The following is a 17628-nucleotide window of genomic DNA, read 5'->3' on the forward strand; positions in this document are numbered from 1 at the left end:
AATTACTGTACAATAACTTTTAAAAAATTATACTTTGGTTTGCAATTCCACATTTTCAGACATTCTAAACGTTCCACAAAGACAGAAGACCCTCTGCCGGCATGGTGGCAGAGGGTCTCTCTTGATCGTGAACCGTTCAAACCAAACAGTATGAAGAGCTGTTGGATGGACGAGCAGGTTTCGGCTGATGAAACGGATGGATTTGTTCAACAAACACTTCATGCCAGATCATAAAAATCAGGACATTCCAAAGTTTCCGGCTGTGATCCCCTTTACACTGCTTATGCTCATCAAGGAGATGGATCAGGTATCGTTTATCAAAATAAGCGTCCGTCTGACTTTCTTCTATCAGCTGATAGACCCTGTCGTTCCATTCTCCCCGTAACCAGTGTTTGATCGGAACCGGGAAACCGAGCTTTTTCCGCATGAAAACTTCTTCCGGGAGAATCTCCCGGACGGCATCTCTCAGAATATACTTTGTTGTTCCGTGAGCGATTTTGTATGCAACCGGAATGGCGGAGGCCACTTCAAACACCTGCTTGTCCAGAAACGGGACACGAAGCTCCAATGAATTGGCCATGGTCATTTTATCCGCTTTCGCGAGGATATCGCCTTTTAACCAGAAGGCCAGATCAATCGCCTGCATTTTTGTCACATCGTCAAGTTCTTTGGAGGCATTGAAATAGGGTTCCGTCAATAATGCGCTCGGACGATTGGCGTCATAGCTTTTCAGGATCCTGGATTTCTCGTTTTCTTTGACGATGTTCGCATTACCGATATAGCGATCCATCAAAGGTGTTGTTCCCCGTTCGAGAAAGCTTTTCCCCTTCACACCATCGGGGATCATACGAGAAAGAGCAGCGAGGAGTTTTTTTGCAGGACCCGGCAGGGCAGAAATCTGCCGGAGTGCACGAGGCTTCCGGTAGATATTGTATCCCCCAAACAGTTCATCCGACCCCTCCCCGGACAGAACGACTTTGACCTGCTCCGAAGCTTGTCGGGCAACGAAGTAGAGTGGAACGGCCGCCGGATCCGCCACCGGCTCATCCATATGCCACATCAGCTTCGGGAGTGCTTCCCAATAGGCTTCAGGCGTCAAAATCGATTCCTCATTCGACACCTGTAACGCCTCAGCCGTTTGCCTGGCAAACGCTGTTTCACTATAACCCGACTGATCAAAACCGACGCTGAAGGTTTTGATGGCAGGATTCACTTCTTTGGCGAGGCTGACAATCACGGCTGAATCTATCCCGCCGGACAAAAAGGAGCCGACCGGCACATCGCTGCGCAAATGGACGGATACGGACTCTCTCAGAACATCGAGAATCTTCGCTTTCTGATAGTCATACGAGGACCGCTCAGGTCTGAACTGTGGTTGCCAATACTGAACTGCCTGGACCTCAGCGTTCCACGGGATTTCCACATAATGACCTGCAGGGAGTTTTTTCACCTCGGACCAGATCGTTTCCGGTTCCGGAATGAACTGAAAGGCGAGATAGTGCTGCAGGCTTGGGTCATTGACCGTCAGTTCAGTGGTCAAATGGGTGATGGCTTTCGATTCCGAGGAAAAGACGACGGACCCGAAGACATTGGTGTAATAGAGCGGCTTGATGCCAAAATGATCTCTTGCTGCAAATATGGTTTTCGTTTCTTTATCCCAGATGACAAAAGCGAACATCCCGCGAAGTTTTTGCAGGCATGATACACCAGAATGGTGGTAAAGGGCGACAATCACTTCCGTGTCTGACACGGTGTCGATCTGTACGCCGTTCGCTACCAGCTCTTTTCGCAGTTCAACGTGATTGTAGATTTCGCCGTTGAATACGATCACGTAGCGTTCATTTTCGTAAGAGAAGGGCTGTTGCCCGTTTTCGAGGTCGATGATGCTGAGCCTTTGGAACCCGAAGGATACATACTCATCCCTGTAGTATCCTGTCTCATCAGGTCCTCTGTGAAAAATCGCTGACGTCATTTCATTCATCTGTTTCTGATCTGGTAAAAAAGAGCCTGCAATAGCCGTGAATCCACACATTGATGGTTCCCCCGTTATTTTTATTTTATGCTTCAAGTGATTACTTGTGCCTGACGTTCAACGGCTGATGACCTTTGATTTCGATCAACACGAGTTACAATCAATTCCTATTATATACAATTAATTAAATCATTTATAAAATTAAATCTGTGAAAAACGTCAAAATTATTTTTACACTACAAGTAACTTGGATAACCCTTGACTTGAATCACTGTACTGTTAGACGCAGATCGGCGCTGTCAGGTAGCGCTTTATAGTGAAAAATTCTTGAATCAAAAAAAATCCCCTCTGCCGGGGTAAATGGCAGAGGGGTCGCATGTAACGATCGAGTCTGAAAGGGTGGCAACATGTGTCTATTGATTGGTCTTCCATGCAAGCTCATTTCCAAAACTGTACGATTTACCGTCAGTTCTCAACGTGTTCTTTCACCGGGAACCATCCTGGCGTATTCACGATGACGTTCCACAGCGATTCGGGTACGACCAGTGCCTCCCGGTCATTGACGGACATGTCTGTTCGAATCTCACTCTCCTGCCCGGCCTCGACTTTCTCGATCCACTTCGGTTCCACAATCAGCTCACGGCCCAGAGCAATAAACGGGACATTCCCTGCCATGGCACGCTCCACATCGTCCGGCGTGTGGAGCGATCCGACACCGACAACGGGAATCTTTTCGCCCACTTCATCCTGGATCATCTGGACCCGGGAACGCTGATCCGAAGCATCCCGCATGGATCCGGCGAAGAAATCCTGTACGGAAATGTGAAGATAATCGAGTTCCTGCTTCGCCAGTTCGTTGACAAAAGTCAGGGTGTCTTCCATCGTGATCCCCGGGTTCTCCCGTTCTTCCGGGGAAATCCGGTAGCCTACCAGAAACGGCTGCTCCGCTTCTTTGGCAGCTTCCAACACTTCCTGAACGACCGCCAGAGGAAACCGCATGCGCTTCTCGACGGATCCGCCCCACTCATCCTCACGGCGATTGGAGTGGGGTGAGAAAAATTGCTGAATCAGATACGTATTCGCCCCGTGAATTTCCACGCCATCAAAACCGGCCCGGATCGCCCGTCTGGTGGCGTCACCAAAGGCCTGGATGATCGACTGAATCTCGTCTTCGGTCAGCTCTCTCGGTGTGGTTGCCCCGTCGCGCTCCGGTGCAACGGCTGATGCACTGACCGTCTCTTTGTCTGGCAGCAGGTCGGGCGGCGCCATCCGCCCGGCGTGAAACATCTGGATGATGGCCTTTGCGCCTTCTCCTTGAATCGTTTGAGCCAGTTTGCTTAATCCGGCGACCTGATCATCGCGATCGATGCCAATCTCGCCGGGAAATCCTTTTCCACCGGGCGTCACGTTTGCCACTGCCGTCAGAACCGTCCCCACACCTTGTGAGCGCTCCCGGTAATAAGCCAGCTCGTCGTCTGTCACCTCGCCATTCTCCGCTGAAGCAAAATTCGTCATCGGTGCCAGCATGATCCGGTTTTTGACGGTCATTCCGTTATTAAATGTATAGGGTTTTAAAAATGTATACATGATCTTCCTCCTCATCGATCTCTTGTTCAGTTACCTGTAACAGTGTACAAAACGGGGCAGCCCGCTGACGAATCATCTGCTCAAACTGCGGATATGCGGATATTCAACAACACAAAAAACCCTCTGCCGGGTTGGGAGCAGAGGGTTTCGTTCGTAAACAGCACAGGCGCCGTCCACTGCGCATGGTTGTGCTGAATGGAGATACGAAAAGATAAAAATTAACGCTTTGAGAACTGTGGTGCACGACGTGCTGCTTTAAGACCGTATTTCTTACGTTCTTTCATTCTGGAGTCACGTGTGAGGTATCCTGCAGCTTTAAGGCCTGAACGGAAATCAGGGTCTGCCTGCAACAGTGCACGTGCTACGCCGTGACGGATCGCGCCGGCTTGACCGGTATAGCCTCCACCGTGTACGTTTACGTGTACGTCATACGTACCTTCAGTCTGAGTTTCAGCCAATGGCTGCTTAACGATTACCTTCAATGTTTCAAGGTCGAAGTAGTCGTTGATGTCACGCTTGTTAATGGTGATTTGACCGTCACCAGGAACGAGACGGACACGTGCAGTTGAGTTCTTACGACGACCTGTTCCGATGTATTGAACTTGTGCCAAGTTAATTCCCTCCTTCTGAATTAGCCGCGAAGCTCATAAGCTTCTGGCTTTTGTGCTGCGTGCGGGTGTTCTGGTCCTGCATATACGTTCAGTTTCTTTGTCATTTGACGGCCAAGTGAACCTTTTGGCATCATGCCTTTAATGGAAAGCTCAAGAAGACGCTCAGGCTTGTTGGCGCGCATTTCGCCTGCTGTCGTTGTCTTCAATGAACCAGGGTAGCGGCTGTGACGGTAGTATTTCTTGTCCATCAGCTTGTTCCCTGTCAGGTGGATCTTCTCTGCGTTGATGATGATGACGTGGTCACCTGTATCAACGTGTGGTGTGAAAGTTGGTTTGTGCTTGCCGCGAAGGATGCTTGCCACTTCGGAAGATAAACGACCGAGTGTTTGTCCTTCAGCGTCAACAACGTACCATTTACGCTCGACTTCGTGGCCTTTGGCCATATATGTTGTACGCATTTGTTTCCCTCCTAATAATATCACTTGAAATAAAAAAAGACCGACATATCAACGTTCGAATTCCGTACCCGGGGCTAGTGGGCATAGAATACCATAGATCATCTTATAACATCTGACGCTTTGTGTCAACAGGAAATACGCACGGATTCGTTGTTACACCATCTTTTTCTACGTCCGCCCCCCTGCGGGTTCATCGAGTTCACGAAGGTAAGCCTGAAGCGACTCCTCATCGTAAAAAACATCCTCGAGATACAGCCCGTTCCCGGGTGCAGTGGGCCCTGCAGCAATCCGGTCTTTGCGCGCTATGATCTGCGGAATGATGGCTGGCTCCCATTCCCCGCTGCCAATTTTCAAAAGCGTCCCGGTAAGCACACGCACCATCTGATACAAAAAGCCGCTCCCGACAAAAACCAGCTCCAGATCATCCCCGTTTTGCTCCACCTGTACGCGAAACAACGTCCGCACTTTATCCACGACTTCCGTCTTTGCAGACGTCATACTCGTAAAGTCATGGGTTCCTTCCAAATGGGCCGCCGCTTTTTGAATTCGGACCGGATCAAGATTTCCCTTGACATGATGGGCATAATGGCGCCGAAATACATCGCGACTGCCCGTTGTATAAATCCGGTAGCGGTATACTTTTCCAACCGTGTCATAGCGGGCATGAAACCCGGCGGGAACGGTCATTGCCTGAAGCACCTGCACGTCATCCGGGAGGACACTGTTCAGTGCCATCGGCCAGCGTTCCATGGAAATGGATAGTGGGGTGTCAAAATGCACTGCCTGATTGAGGCCGTGGACGGCTGTGTCCGTCCGCCCTGACGAAGTACAAGGCCAGCTGTTTGCTTTGTGGATCACCGACAGCGCCCGTTCCAATGCATCCTGAACGGTTCTTCCGTTGAGCTGCTTTTGATACCCGTTAAAACCGCTCCCGTCATATTGAATACGTATGAGGATCCGTGTCATGTTGTTCACTCCTTATCCTTCAGAAGAACTGTTCGGCGAGAATCACGATGCCGTAAGCGATGAAGACGACGAGGACGAACGTATCTTTCATCGTCCACGTGAGCTGCCGGAATTTCGTCCGCCCTTCCCCGCCGGCATAGCCTCTCGCTTCCATTGCGGTGGCGAGGTCCTCCGCCCGTTTGAATGACTGGGCAAAAAGCGGCACCAGGATCGGGATCAACGCTTTGATCCGATTCCAGAGGGATCCTTCACTGAAGTTGGCACCTCTGGCCATCTGCGCATGAATGATCGTCTTTGTCTCCTCGAGCAGTGTCGGGATAAAGCGGAGCGCAATCGACATCATCAAAGCCAGCTCATGGGTCGGTGCTTTAAACCGGTTCAGCGGGCTGAGCATGCGCTCCATCCCGTCGGTCAGGTCGATCGGGGTGGTCGTCAGGGTCAATAATGACGCCATTGTAATGATCATCGTCAGCTTAAGTGCGATCATCGCCCCTTCCATGACCCCAGCACTGTAGATCGTTACAAACGGCAGTTCAAGAAGCACGCGTCCGCCACTGGTCATAAACAGATGCAACATGAAAGTGAATATGATAATGATGGAGATGAACTTCATCCCCTTCAAATAAAAGCCCAGCGGCACCCGGGACAAAACCAATCCGCCGAAGGCCAGCAGAAAAGAAACAGCAAGTAGCAGCAGATCCCTCGTCATGAACATAAAGACGAGAAAAATCAGAACCGCCGTCAGCTTCACCCGCGGATCGAGCCGGTGAATGACGGACTCGCCCGGCACATACTGGCCGATGATGATGTGATCAAACATCGTACTTCGTCCCTTCTGCTCGCTTGTTCAGTAAAGCCAGAATCGCATCTGCAGTATCCGTTGGTGTCAACGACAGCTGAGTGGATTGATCAGGCATGCCGAACTTCTCTGCCGCAGCTTTCACAAGCCTTGTCCCGATTGGCGGCGTCAGACTGCAACGCTTCAAGACGTCGTCTCTTGCGAATACGGTCTGCGGGCTTCCTTTCAGTACAAGCGCTCCTTGATGAAGGACGAGGATCTCATCTGAGAATGCCGCCGCGTCCTGCATCTGGTGGGTAACGAGCACCACGCCACGCTCCTCTTTTGCCTGATACCAGTCGTAAAACATCGCCATCATGCTCCGGTGACTTTCCGGATCGAGCCCGGCCGTTGGTTCATCGAGAATCAAAAGCTCCGGATCCATCGCCATGATCCCGGCAATCGCGACTCTGCGCATCTGACCCCCGCTCAGTTCAAAGGGGGACCGGTGAAACAAGGCCTCATCCATGCCTGTTACAGACAGCGCATGGATGGCCAGTTCCCTTGCTTCTGCTTTCGTATAACCGACATTCAGCGGACCGTACATGACGTCTTCGAGTACTTCTTCTGCGAACAGCTGCTGTTCGGGAAATTGAAATACCATGCCGACCTTTTTCCGGAGCGGGACTAACGTCCGCTGTTTTGTTGCCCGGGTAATCCGCATCCCTTTCAGACTCAACGCACCCCCCGTCGGTTTCACCAGGCCATTGAGGTGCTGTACGAATGTGGATTTCCCTGACCCGGTTCGTCCAAGGACCGTCGTCCACTGCCGGTCACTGAAGCGGACATCAATGCCGTTTAAGGCAAGCTGTTCAAAGGGGGTGTCTGGCATATAGAGGTAGTTCAGCTGTTCTGCTTGTATGTCCATAATGCCGTGATCAGCTCCTCTTCGGTCAGGATGTGTTCCGTCAGCTCGAGGCCTCGGGCCGTCAGTTTATCGGCGACCGTCCCGGCAAATGGGGGCAATAGCCGTGCTTCTTTCAGGCGCGCGGTATCCCTCAGAATCTCCCGGGGTGGACCATCGGCGAACATCCGGCCGTTCTTCATAATGATGACCCGATCGGCGAGCACGGCTTCATCCACGTCGTGCGTAATACTGATCAGGGTCATACTGCGGGATTCGCGCAGTTTTGCCATCGCGGACCAGACTTCCCGACTGCCTTCCGGGTCGATCATGGAGGTCGCTTCATCAAAGACAATCACGTCCGGGGCAAGGGCCATCACACCCGCGATTGCTACCCGTTGTTTCTGTCCACCCGATAACCGATGGGGTTCATGGTTTTCAAGTCCGGATAAGCCGAATTCTGCAATCCGTTCCGCTACCCGTCGTCGCATTTCGTCTTGGGGCACACCTGCATTCTCAAGACCAAATGCGACATCATCACGGACGGTCGGAGCCACCAGCTGATTATCCGGGTTCTGAAACACCATGCCTACCCGTCTGCGAAGTGCGGGCCAGTGCTGGTCATCACGGGTGTCATACCCCAGGCTCACAATCTCACCTGCATCCGGCACTAACAAGGCATTGAACATCTTGGCAAGCGTTGATTTCCCCGACCCGTTCGGTCCGAGAATCGTCACCCACTCTCCTTTACGAATGCGCAGATTCACATCCTGCAGCACCTCCGGGCCATCATCTTGATAACGGTATGAGACGTGCTTCAGCTCAATCGCTGTGCTCACGGTGAATCCCTCCTTCGCTGGAAAATGCGGCTCGTCGCCAAGCCAATGGTCTACGCCTGACTTGCTCAGATCTTATCAGCCATGATCTACGTACGATATTCCTCTACGTGTGAAAAAAAGGGCAGAGAATACCAGTAATACCTCCCTGAATCGGGATGATCACCGGCTTCCATGCCCTGAATCAAAAAACTATCCTGTTTGTTACACGAGCTCGATGATCGCCATGTCCGCGCCGTCTCCACGACGAGGTCCAAGCTTCATCACACGAGTATAACCGCCTTGACGGTCCTCGTATCGTTTTGCCACATCATCAAACAGTTTTTGGATTGCATCCTGACCTGTTTCTTCGTCAGCAACTTCCTTACGGATGAAAGATGCAACCTGACGACGAGCATGAAGGTCGCCACGCTTACCCAGCGTGATCATTTTCTCAACAACTGAACGAAGCTCTTTCGCCTTCTTTTCAGTCGTTTCGATACGCTCGTTGATGATCAGATCAGTTGCAAGATCACGAAACAATGCTTTACGTGCAGCGCTGTCACGACCTAATTTTCTGTATCCCATGTGATTTCCCTCCTTCAGTCAAAAAAGTTCTCCGCTGTTCCCCGTTTGGGGCAGCTACTATTCTTCCTTACGAAGACCCAGACTCAGTTCATGCAGCTTTTCCTGCACTTCTTCCAGGGACTTTCGTCCGAGGTTACGAACTTTCATCATGTCCTCTTCTGATTTCTGTGTCAGTTCCTGAACGGTATTGATCCCGGCACGCTTCAGGCAGTTGTAGGAACGAACGGAAAGGTCGAGCTCTTCGATGGTCATCTCAAGCACTTTCTCTTTCTGATCTTCTTCCTTTTCCACCATGATTTCTGTGTGCTGGGCCTGATCCGTCAGGCCGACAAAAATGTTCAGATGTTCATTCAGGATTTTCGCTCCGAGAGAAGTCGCTTCTTCCGGGCGGATGCTCCCGTCCGTCCAAACATCCAGAGTCAGTTTATCAAAGTTGGCCACCTGGCCAACACGTGTATTCTCTACCTGGTAATTCACACGGGAAACCGGTGTGAAAATCGAGTCGACAGGGATGACGCCGATTGGCAAATCATCAGAGTTATTTCCTTCTGCCGGAACATAGCCACGGCCTCGTTTAGCAGTCACTTTCATTTGAAACTGAGCGCCTTTTGAGAGAGTGGCAATATGAAGGTCGGGGTTCAGAACCTCCACGTCACTGTCATGCGTCAGGTCGCGAGCCGTTACGACTCCTTCACCTTGCGCATCGATTTCCAGGGTCTTCTCTTCTTCTGAGAAGACCTTCATTGAAAGCTTCTTCAGATTCAGAATGATCGTAGTCACGTCTTCCACGACACCTTCAATGGTTGAGAACTCATGAAGAACATTGTTGAACTGCACACTTGTCACAGCTGATCCTGGCAATGATGACAAAAGAATACGACGCAGGGAGTTCCCCAACGTTGTGCCATAACCGCGCTCAAGCGGTTCAACGACAAACTTGCCGTACGTGCCATCTTCACTCAGTTCAACTGCTTCTATCTTCGGCTTTTCTATTTCGATCATTTACACAAACCCTCCTTCAAACGTCGAAACCCCGGCTGCGATGCGGTCACAACCGGAATCCCTCTATGGGCAGACCACGACATCAATACGATAACCGTCATTCGTTTCATCAACCGCAACATACGGCTGCAGTCTTCAGACTGGTCTATGAAGTTCATTAAACGTTCTTGATGTTGGATTATACGCGACGACGTTTTGGTGGACGGCAGCCATTGTGTGGTACAGGCGTAACATCTTTGATCATGTTAACTTCAAGGCCTGCAGCCTGAAGTGAACGGATCGCAGCTTCACGACCGGCACCTGGCCCTTTAACGGATACAGCAAGTGATTTCATGCCGTGCTCCATCGCAGCTTTTGCAGCTGATTCTGCAGCTGTTTGAGCTGCGAATGGCGTGGATTTACGTGAACCTTTGAAGCCAAGTGCGCCTGCACTCGCCCAGGAAATCGCATTTCCCTGAGTGTCTGTGATCGTCACGATCGTGTTATTGAACGTAGAACGAATATGCGCAACACCTGACTCAATATTTTTACGTTGACGACGCTTTTGACGAGTCGTTTTTGGTTTAGCCATAACTCAACATGACCTCCTTTACATTACTTTTTCTTATTCGCGACTGTACGACGAGGACCTTTACGGGTACGAGCATTGTTCTTCGTCTTCTGACCACGGGTCGGAAGCCCACGGCGATGACGGATACCACGGTATGAACCGATTTCAATCAGACGTTTAATGTTCAGGGATACTTCACGACGAAGATCACCCTCTACTTTGACTCCATCAACAACCTCACGGACTTTAGCAAGTTCATTTTCAGTCAAATCCCGTACACGAGTATTCTCGGATACGCCTGCTTCTTCAAGAATCTGGGCTGCTCTTGCACGCCCGATTCCGAATACGTAAGTCAAAGATATGACAACCCGCTTATCGCGAGGAATGTCGACACCAGCAACACGTGCCATACGTTTACACCTCCTGTTGAATTAACCTTGCTTTTGTTTGTGTTTCGGATTCTCGCAAATAACCATGACGGTTCCTTTTCGGCGAATAACTTTGCACTTCTCACACATTGGTTTCACTGATGGTCTTACCTTCATGCTTTCTACCTCCTTATAATACGGAGTGACTATTGTAACCTGATCGATTATTTATAACGGTACGTGATCCTGCCGCGTGTTAAGTCATACGGTGAAAGTTCAACCGTTACTTTGTCTCCCGGTAGAATACGAATAAAGTGCATTCGGATTTTACCGGAAACATGCGCAAGAATTTTGTGTCCGTTTTCGAGCTCCACTCGGAACATCGCGTTTGGAAGCGGCTCAATGACCGTTCCTTCTACTTCAATTACATCTTCTTTGGCCATGAATTTAGTCTCCTTCCTTCAGTAAATGATCCTCAAGATAACTTGAGATGGCAAAGCGCAGTTTGGCGTTGGTTACGCGCCCGGTTTCATCAATGCTGTTTCTGACTTCCGGGACGACAATTTTCATCGGTTCGATGTGTGTGATGTTCTTCCGTTTTGCCCGGTCCACTTTCCGCTTGTCGCCGTCAGCAATCAGCACAAAACGTTCATCAATCACCTTAATCACACATGCAAACTGATCTTTATCCCGTCCATTCCGTATGCGTACAAGTTCTCCAACCTGCACACGTGACTCAGGATCTCTCATCAATGATGACCACCTTCATAATTTTCATTCGGCTGCTGTCAAAATTTCGTATCCTTCATCCACAATCGCAATTGTATGCTCAAAATGGGCGCAACGTTTACCATCTGATGTGACCACTGTCCAATTATCCGAAAGCGTCTTGACATGTCGCTTGCCGGCATTAATCATCGGTTCAACGGCCAATACCATACCGTTTTTCAGACGCGGCCCTTTGCCAGGGGGTCCGAAATGCGGGATCTGGGGATCTTCATGAAGTTCCTGGCCGACACCGTGACCGACATATTCCCGGACAACGGAAAACCCGTTCTCTTCGACATATGTCTGAATCGCGTGGGACATGTCCGACAGCCTTTTGCCCGGCTTCGCTTCATCCAGTCCCTTAAACAGTGACGTCCTGGTGACATCGAGAAGCGCTTGGGAAGCAGCATCTATGGTTCCGACCGGGTACGTCCATGCGGAGTCACCGTGGTAACCTTGATACTTTGCACCGATGTCGATACTGATGATGTCCCCATCTTCAAGTACCCGTTTTCCAGGAATGCCATGCACCAGTTCCTCATTTACTGAAGTGCAAATGCTTCCGGTAAATCCATTGTAGCCTTTGAAAGATGGAATCGCATCATGGCTGTGAATGAAGCTCTCTGCAATCTCATCGAGCTCCTTCGTTGTAATGCCTGGACGGATGTGCTTTTTCATCTCCTGATGAGTTAAAGCGACGATCTTTCCGGCATGGCGCATGATATCGAGTTCACGGGAGGTTTTACAAACGATCATTGACGAGTGCCTTTCAGCAGGGTGTCAATGTCAGTAAATACCTCACCGATCTCACGGTTTCCATCGATGTTGCGAAGGTAACCCTTTCCGGAATAAAAGTCAACGAGCGGTTGTGTCTGCTCCATGTTTACTTTTAATCGGTTCTCAACCGTTTCCGGACGGTCATCATCACGTTGCTTCAAGTCACTGCCGTCTTTATCACACTTGCCTGCTTCCTTTGGAGGATTGAACACTTCATGATACGCCGCGCCGCATGTTGGACAAATCCAACGGCCGGTGAGGCGTTTGAAGAGCTCCTCTTCAGGAACTTTTACATACACTACGTGATCCAGCTGACGGTCAAGGCTCGAAAGCATCTCCTCAAGAGCAGAAGCTTGTGCCACTGTTCTCGGAAAACCGTCGAGCAGGAAGCCGTCCTTGCAGTCATCCTGACTGAGACGTTCCTTGACAATGCCAACTGTCACTTCATCAGGAACAAGGTCGCCCTGGTCCATAAAAGCTTTCGCTTTCAGACCAAGATCCGTTCCCTCTTTGATAGCAGCACGGAACATATCCCCCGTGGAGATGTGCGGGATATGATACTGTTCGACGATCTTTTCAGCTTGAGTACCTTTTCCGGCACCTGGAAGACCCATTAGAATTAAATTCATCGTCTATCCACTCCATCGTTCTGATTAACGATCGAAGAAAAGGGTTCACACTGTAAAAGCCCTTCACCTGTCATGATCGCTTATTCGTTCTTATTCACTCTGATTCAAATTCCAGCTTCTCATGTGACAAGACAGACGGTCTGTTGTATGAATGTCAGTGCACCATCGGTACAGTTCATAATCATGGAAAAAGCCCGCTGAACATGGCGGGAATTTATTCATAAAAACTGTGAAACAGCCGGATTGCATCTGCCAAGCTTACGATCGGGCAATTTACGGCAGCTGTCTGTCTTTTTGCTGAAGCTGGATAAGATCACCCAATTCAGAAAACCGGGCATCAGGATGAAAGACGAACAGCGCCGTCAGGATGAACGTGATCAGTGCACTTATCCTGTTCATCCACCCGGAAGTTATTGGAGATCGTCAGAAAGATCAGATGACCTCGGCAGTTCCACCTGCAGCTTCAATCGCTTCTTTCGCTGTTGTCGAGAACTTGTTGGCTTTCACAGATACTTTCGTTTCGAGCTTGCCGTTACCAAGAATCTTGATTCCGCCTTTTTCGTTCTTAACGATACCTGTTTCAACCAGCAGTTCAGGAGTGACCTCTGTTCCGTCTTCAAAACGGTTTAACGTGTCAAGGTTCACGATCGCGTACTCAACGCGGTTCGGGTTCTTGAACCCGCGCTTTGGCAAACGACGGAAAATCGGCATTTGACCGCCTTCGAATCCTGGACGTACACCGCCGCCTGAACGGGCGTTTTGACCTTTGGTTCCACGTCCTGCAGTTTTACCGTTACCGCTTCCGATTCCGCGGCCTACACGGTTACGCGTCTTTCGGGAACCAACAGATGGTTTAAGTTCGTGAAGTTTCATGATGACACCTCCTTAACATGAATTCTTTATTATGCGTCGATTTCGTTAACAGTCACGAGGTGAGATACTTTCTTCACCATTCCTCGCATTGGTTCGTTATCCTCTTGCACGACTGTCTGGTGCATTTTACGAAGACCAAGGGTCTTCACAGTAACGCGCTGATCTTCCGGACGTCCGATCAGGCTGCGTGTGAGGGTGATTTCTAATTTCTTCGCCATGCCAATCCCTCCTTAACCCAGCAATTCTTCGACAGATTTGCCTCGTAGTTTAGCAACTTGTTCAGGGCTCTTCATCGCTCCGAGACCCTGGATGGTCGCACGTACCATGTTAATCGGGTTGTTTGAACCCAATGACTTGGAAAGAATATCACCAATACCTGCAAGCTCAAGTACCGCACGTACAGGACCACCGGCGATAACTCCGGTACCTTCAGAAGCGGGCTTCAACAGTACATTGCCGGCACCGAAATGACCGGTAATCTGGTGAGGGATCGTAGTTCCCTGGATTGGTACTTGAATCATGTTTTTCTTACCGTCTTCGATTGCCTTGCGGATCGCTTCAGGTACTTCAAGTGCTTTACCCATTCCAAATCCGACGTGACCATTTTTATCTCCAACGACAACGAGTGCAGCAAAGCGGAAACGTCGTCCACCTTTTACAACTTTCGCAACTCGATTGATCGTTACAACTCTTTCTTCAATTTCCAATTTAGTTGGATCAATACGCAAAGTATTTCCCTCCTTTTAACGTGGATTAAAACTTCAGTCCGGCTTCGCGTGCGCCGTCAGCAAGTTCTTTTACGCGACCGTGATAGAGATAGCCTCCGCGGTCAAATACAATTGTTTCGTAGCCTTTTTCAAGGGCGCGCTTCGCAACCAGTTCGCCTACCTGACGAGCTGCTTCCTTGTTCCCGCCTTTTTCAATGTTTAACGCTTTATCCATAGTAGACGCGCTGGCAACAGTAACTCCTGCCACATCGTCGATCAACTGTGCATAAATATGGTTATTGGAACGGAAAACATTGAGACGTGGACGTTCAGCAGTGCCGGTGATCGAGCGACGAACGTGCGCGTGACGCTTTTTACGTACCGCGTTCTTGTCAGTCTTTGTGATCATAGAACGTCATTCCTTTCTTTCCGTGTGATTAAGGTTTATTTACCTGTCTTACCTTCTTTACGTCGTACAAATTCACCTTCATAGCGTACACCTTTACCTTTGTATGGTTCCGGTTTACGTGTAGAACGGATATTTGACGCGACAGCACCAACGAGCTCCTTGTCGATTCCCTTAACGGTAATCTGTGTATTGCTCGGGACATCGATTTCAATGCCGTTGCCGTCTTCAAATTCAACCTGGTGGGACAGACCGACGTTCAAAATCAATTTCTTACCGCTTTTCTGTGCACGGTAACCAACCCCGACGAGCTCAAGTTTCTTTTCAAAACCTTTGCTGACGCCTTCTACCATGTTGTTGATCATGGAGCGGGTCGTTCCGTGAAGGGAACGGTGTTCTTTATGGTCGGAAGGGCGTGCAACTGTTACCTCGTTTCCTTCTACTGTCACTTGCATGTCAGCGTGAAGTTCACGAGTCAGTTCCCCCTTCGGTCCTTTAACGGTTACTACGTTATTGTCAAGTTTCACTTCAACATCTGAAGGAACCTCAACCGGTTTTAATCCAATACGGGACATGTGTTACACCTCCATTCTGTTACTACGTTCTTACCAAACGTATGCGAGTATTTCGCCGCCAACTTGCTTTTGACGGGCTTCTTTGTCAGTAATGACACCATCGGATGTTGAGATGACTGCAATTCCCAGTCCACCCAATACACGTGGCAATTCATCGGATTTCGCGTAAACGCGAAGACCTGGCTTACTGATTTTCTTAAGGCCGGAGATGACTTTCTCGTTATCCTGACCGTACTTAAGGAATAGGCGAAGTACACCTTGTTTATTGTCTTCGATATTTTCGTAATCGCGGATAAAGCCTTCACGCTTCAAAATGTCTGCGATTTGAATTTTTAATTTAGAGCTTGGCAGCTCAAGACTTGTGTGTCTTACTGTGTTCGCATTTCGAATGCGAGTCAGCATATCAGCAATTGGATCTGTCATGACCATCGTATTTACCTCCTTCCATTAAACGGAATTACCAACTGGCTTTTCGTACGCCCGGAATCTGTCCCTTGTGTGCGAGTTCGCGGAAGCAGATACGGCAGAGTTTGAATTTGCGAATGACACTGTGCGGTCGTCCGCATCGTTCACAACGAGTATATTCTTGAACAGCGAATTTCTTAGTGCGCTGCTGTTTTGCAATCATTGATTTTTTCGCCAAGATCTTCACTCCTCTCTTTTGGCAGACGTGTTATTTTTGAAATGGCATGCCCATCTGAGTGAGAAGTTCACGCGCTTCTTCGTCACTGTCAGCAGTTGTAACAATCACGATATCCATACCGCGTACCTGGTCGACATTATCGTAATTGATTTCAGGGAAAATCAACTGTTCTTTAACGCCCATTGTATAGTTCCCACGGCCATCGAATGCTTTATTGGAAACACCGCGGAAGTCACGTACACGTGGCAGTGAAACTGAGATCAGCTTGTCGAGGAAGTCATACATACGCTGTCCGCGCAGTGTTACTTTGGCACCGATCGGCATACCTTCACGAAGTTTGAATCCTGCGATGGATTTCTTCGCTTTCGTGATCAACGGCTTTTGACCTGTGATCTGTGCAAGCTCCTCAACTGCTTTGTCGAGTACTTTTGAGTTCTGGACTGCGTCGCCCACACCCATGTTCACTACGATTTTCTCTACGTGAGGGACTTCCATAACGGAAGAGTAGCTAAACTTCTCTTGCATTGCCGGAGTAATCTCCGTGTTATATTTTTCTTTTAAACGACTCATTGAGTGTGTACCTCCTTTCAGCCACTGGCAATTAATTATCGAGCGATTCGCCGGACTTCTTTGCGATTCTTACTTTTTTACCGTTCTCTTCCTTGTATCCAACACGTGTAGGCTCACCGGATTTCGGATCAAGTGGCATAACGTTTGACACGTGAACCGGGGCTTCCTGAGACAGGATTCCGCCTTGCGGGTTCGCTTGGGAAGGTTTCGCATGTTTTTTCACCATGTTGATTCCTTCAACCAGAACACGTGACTGACTTGGATATGCTTCAAGGATTTTACCTTCTTTGCCTTTGTCTTTACCGGAGATGACTTTAACGTTGTCTCCTTTTTTGACATGCAATGTCGGTTGTTTCATGAGGGCACCTCCTCTTAACGCATAAATTTCTGTTCTCTATTATAGTACTTCAGGAGCTAGTGAAACGATCTTCATAAACTGATTGTCGCGAAGTTCACGGGCAACCGGTCCGAAAATACGCGTTCCGCGAGGTCCTTTGTCAGGACGTACAATGACTGCTGCGTTTTCGTCAAACTTGATGTAAGAGCCGTCTTTCCGACGAGCGCCGCTTTTAGAGCGGACGATCACCGCGCGAACAACTTCACCTTTCTTGACAACGCCACCAGGTGTTGCTTGCTTTACTGAACAGACGATAATGTCACCAATGTTGGCTGTCTTACGTCCAGTTCCTCCGAGAACTTTAATGCACTGTACTTCGCGCGCACCTGAGTTATCTGCTACTTTTAATCGGCTTTCCTGCTGTATCATAGACTCCTTTACCTCCCTTCAGGTAAAAACATTGCTTTATTATACAACGACAGCTTCTTCAACGATTTCTACAAGGCGGAAACGCTTGTCTTTGGACAGTGGCTTAGTTTCCATAATGCGGACAACGTCGTTTTTCTTCGCTGTATTATTTTCATCATGTGCTTTTAATTTCTTTGAATACTTCACACGTTTGCCGTAGAGTGGATCTCTTTTATACGTTTCCACAACAACAGTAATCGTTTTATCCATCTTGTCAGATGTGACTCGTCCAACGTAGGACTTGCGGTTATTTCTTTCTTCCACGGTGCAAACCTC

At 49.2% G+C, this 17628-nt stretch carries 29 protein-coding genes; all 29 read right to left on the reverse strand.

Annotated elements, in window-relative coordinates; genetic code table 11:
- Positions 1 to 136: 136 nt before the first annotated feature.
- The 29 genes from asnB to rpsQ all read right to left on the reverse strand — a co-directional run bounded on the left by asnB (position 137) and on the right by rpsQ (position 17616).
- Complete coding sequence (gene asnB, locus BBEV_RS16130; RefSeq protein WP_069366399.1) at positions 137 to 2032, reverse strand: asparagine synthase (glutamine-hydrolyzing); 1896 nt, start codon at positions 2030 to 2032, stop codon at positions 137 to 139.
- Between the two features lie 405 nt (positions 2033 to 2437).
- A complete protein-coding gene (locus BBEV_RS16135; protein WP_157101023.1) occupies positions 2438 to 3559 on the reverse strand; it encodes an NADH-dependent flavin oxidoreductase in 1122 nt (373 codons plus the stop codon).
- 218 nt (positions 3560 to 3777) lie between these two features.
- Complete coding sequence (gene rpsI / locus BBEV_RS16140) at positions 3778 to 4170, reverse strand: 30S ribosomal protein S9 (protein ID WP_069366401.1); 393 nt, start codon at positions 4168 to 4170, stop codon at positions 3778 to 3780.
- A 20-nt stretch (positions 4171 to 4190) separates the two neighbouring features.
- Positions 4191 to 4628, reverse strand: coding sequence for a 50S ribosomal protein L13 (gene rplM / locus BBEV_RS16145; protein ID WP_013171126.1), 438 nt, complete (start codon positions 4626 to 4628; stop codon positions 4191 to 4193).
- A gap of 168 nt (positions 4629 to 4796) precedes the next feature.
- On the reverse strand, positions 4797 to 5594 hold the full coding sequence (truA, locus tag BBEV_RS16150; protein WP_069366402.1) for a tRNA pseudouridine(38-40) synthase TruA: 798 nt from the start codon (positions 5592 to 5594) through the stop codon (positions 4797 to 4799).
- Between the two features lie 19 nt (positions 5595 to 5613).
- Positions 5614 to 6414: an energy-coupling factor transporter transmembrane component T family protein gene (locus BBEV_RS16155; protein WP_069366403.1), complete on the reverse strand. Its 801-nt coding sequence runs from the start codon at positions 6412 to 6414 to the stop codon at positions 5614 to 5616.
- Positions 6407 to 7300 (reverse strand): energy-coupling factor transporter ATPase, encoded by an 894-nt coding sequence (locus BBEV_RS16160; RefSeq protein WP_069366404.1) that lies wholly within the window; start codon positions 7298 to 7300, stop codon positions 6407 to 6409. The genes BBEV_RS16155 and BBEV_RS16160 overlap by 8 nt, the downstream gene beginning before the upstream one ends.
- Positions 7276 to 8115, reverse strand: coding sequence for an energy-coupling factor transporter ATPase (locus BBEV_RS16165; RefSeq protein ID WP_069366405.1), 840 nt, complete (start codon positions 8113 to 8115; stop codon positions 7276 to 7278). Before BBEV_RS16165 ends, BBEV_RS16160 begins: the two co-directional genes overlap by 25 nt.
- A 201-nt stretch (positions 8116 to 8316) precedes the next feature.
- Positions 8317 to 8679 (reverse strand): 50S ribosomal protein L17, encoded by a 363-nt coding sequence (gene rplQ / locus BBEV_RS16170; protein WP_069366406.1) that lies wholly within the window; start codon positions 8677 to 8679, stop codon positions 8317 to 8319.
- Positions 8680 to 8736: 57 nt separating this feature from the next.
- Entirely contained in the window at positions 8737 to 9681 is a 945-nt protein-coding gene (locus BBEV_RS16175; protein WP_069366407.1) for a DNA-directed RNA polymerase subunit alpha, read from the reverse strand.
- A gap of 178 nt (positions 9682 to 9859) precedes the next feature.
- Positions 9860 to 10252 carry a 30S ribosomal protein S11 gene (gene rpsK / locus BBEV_RS16180; protein WP_069366408.1) on the reverse strand — a complete coding sequence of 131 codons (393 nt, stop codon included), beginning with the start codon at positions 10250 to 10252 and terminating at the stop codon, positions 9860 to 9862.
- A 23-nt stretch (positions 10253 to 10275) separates the two neighbouring features.
- The gene (rpsM, locus tag BBEV_RS16185) at positions 10276 to 10641 is read right to left on the reverse strand and encodes a 30S ribosomal protein S13 (protein ID WP_069366409.1); all 366 of its coding nucleotides are present in this window, start codon (positions 10639 to 10641) and stop codon (positions 10276 to 10278) included.
- Positions 10642 to 10662: 21 nt separating this feature from the next.
- Entirely contained in the window at positions 10663 to 10776 is a 114-nt protein-coding gene (gene rpmJ / locus BBEV_RS16190) for a 50S ribosomal protein L36 (protein ID WP_026688601.1), read from the reverse strand.
- A gap of 47 nt (positions 10777 to 10823) precedes the next feature.
- Positions 10824 to 11042, reverse strand: coding sequence for a translation initiation factor IF-1 (gene infA, locus BBEV_RS16195; RefSeq protein ID WP_010896341.1), 219 nt, complete (start codon positions 11040 to 11042; stop codon positions 10824 to 10826).
- 4 nt (positions 11043 to 11046) lie between these two features.
- A complete protein-coding gene (locus BBEV_RS16200; RefSeq protein WP_069366410.1) occupies positions 11047 to 11349 on the reverse strand; it encodes a KOW domain-containing RNA-binding protein in 303 nt (100 codons plus the stop codon).
- Positions 11350 to 11373: 24 nt separating this feature from the next.
- The gene (gene map / locus BBEV_RS16205) at positions 11374 to 12123 is read right to left on the reverse strand and encodes a type I methionyl aminopeptidase (protein WP_069366411.1); all 750 of its coding nucleotides are present in this window, start codon (positions 12121 to 12123) and stop codon (positions 11374 to 11376) included.
- On the reverse strand, positions 12120 to 12773 hold the full coding sequence (locus BBEV_RS16210) for an adenylate kinase (protein ID WP_069366412.1): 654 nt from the start codon (positions 12771 to 12773) through the stop codon (positions 12120 to 12122). The genes map and BBEV_RS16210 overlap by 4 nt, the downstream gene beginning before the upstream one ends.
- A gap of 273 nt (positions 12774 to 13046) precedes the next feature.
- Positions 13047 to 13172 (reverse strand): hypothetical protein, encoded by a 126-nt coding sequence (locus BBEV_RS17940; protein ID WP_267887771.1) that lies wholly within the window; start codon positions 13170 to 13172, stop codon positions 13047 to 13049.
- 33 nt (positions 13173 to 13205) lie between these two features.
- The gene (gene rplO / locus BBEV_RS16215; protein WP_069366413.1) at positions 13206 to 13646 is read right to left on the reverse strand and encodes a 50S ribosomal protein L15; all 441 of its coding nucleotides are present in this window, start codon (positions 13644 to 13646) and stop codon (positions 13206 to 13208) included.
- A 29-nt stretch (positions 13647 to 13675) separates the two neighbouring features.
- Complete coding sequence (gene rpmD, locus BBEV_RS16220; protein ID WP_069366414.1) at positions 13676 to 13864, reverse strand: 50S ribosomal protein L30; 189 nt, start codon at positions 13862 to 13864, stop codon at positions 13676 to 13678.
- Positions 13865 to 13876: 12 nt separating this feature from the next.
- Positions 13877 to 14374 carry a 30S ribosomal protein S5 gene (rpsE, locus tag BBEV_RS16225; RefSeq protein ID WP_069366415.1) on the reverse strand — a complete coding sequence of 166 codons (498 nt, stop codon included), beginning with the start codon at positions 14372 to 14374 and terminating at the stop codon, positions 13877 to 13879.
- Positions 14375 to 14399: 25 nt separating this feature from the next.
- Positions 14400 to 14762, reverse strand: a complete 363-nt coding sequence (gene rplR, locus BBEV_RS16230) for a 50S ribosomal protein L18 (protein ID WP_069366416.1) — start codon at positions 14760 to 14762, stop codon at positions 14400 to 14402.
- A 35-nt stretch (positions 14763 to 14797) separates the two neighbouring features.
- On the reverse strand, positions 14798 to 15334 hold the full coding sequence (gene rplF, locus BBEV_RS16235) for a 50S ribosomal protein L6 (protein ID WP_069366417.1): 537 nt from the start codon (positions 15332 to 15334) through the stop codon (positions 14798 to 14800).
- Positions 15335 to 15364: 30 nt separating this feature from the next.
- On the reverse strand, positions 15365 to 15763 hold the full coding sequence (gene rpsH / locus BBEV_RS16240; RefSeq protein ID WP_069366418.1) for a 30S ribosomal protein S8: 399 nt from the start codon (positions 15761 to 15763) through the stop codon (positions 15365 to 15367).
- Positions 15764 to 15791: 28 nt separating this feature from the next.
- Positions 15792 to 15977 (reverse strand): type Z 30S ribosomal protein S14, encoded by a 186-nt coding sequence (locus BBEV_RS17260; RefSeq protein ID WP_013171107.1) that lies wholly within the window; start codon positions 15975 to 15977, stop codon positions 15792 to 15794.
- A 30-nt stretch (positions 15978 to 16007) separates the two neighbouring features.
- Positions 16008 to 16547 (reverse strand): 50S ribosomal protein L5, encoded by a 540-nt coding sequence (rplE, locus tag BBEV_RS16245; protein WP_069366419.1) that lies wholly within the window; start codon positions 16545 to 16547, stop codon positions 16008 to 16010.
- Between the two features lie 31 nt (positions 16548 to 16578).
- The gene (gene rplX, locus BBEV_RS16250; RefSeq protein WP_069366799.1) at positions 16579 to 16890 is read right to left on the reverse strand and encodes a 50S ribosomal protein L24; all 312 of its coding nucleotides are present in this window, start codon (positions 16888 to 16890) and stop codon (positions 16579 to 16581) included.
- 54 nt (positions 16891 to 16944) lie between these two features.
- Positions 16945 to 17313 (reverse strand): 50S ribosomal protein L14, encoded by a 369-nt coding sequence (gene rplN / locus BBEV_RS16255; protein WP_069366420.1) that lies wholly within the window; start codon positions 17311 to 17313, stop codon positions 16945 to 16947.
- Positions 17314 to 17352: 39 nt separating this feature from the next.
- The gene (rpsQ, locus tag BBEV_RS16260; RefSeq protein ID WP_069366421.1) at positions 17353 to 17616 is read right to left on the reverse strand and encodes a 30S ribosomal protein S17; all 264 of its coding nucleotides are present in this window, start codon (positions 17614 to 17616) and stop codon (positions 17353 to 17355) included.
- Between the last annotated feature and the right edge of the window lie 12 nt (positions 17617 to 17628).

The sequence above is a fragment of the Salisediminibacterium beveridgei genome, from assembly GCF_001721685.1.
GTDB classification, from domain to species: domain Bacteria; phylum Bacillota; class Bacilli; order Bacillales; family Salisediminibacteriaceae; genus Salisediminibacterium; species Salisediminibacterium beveridgei.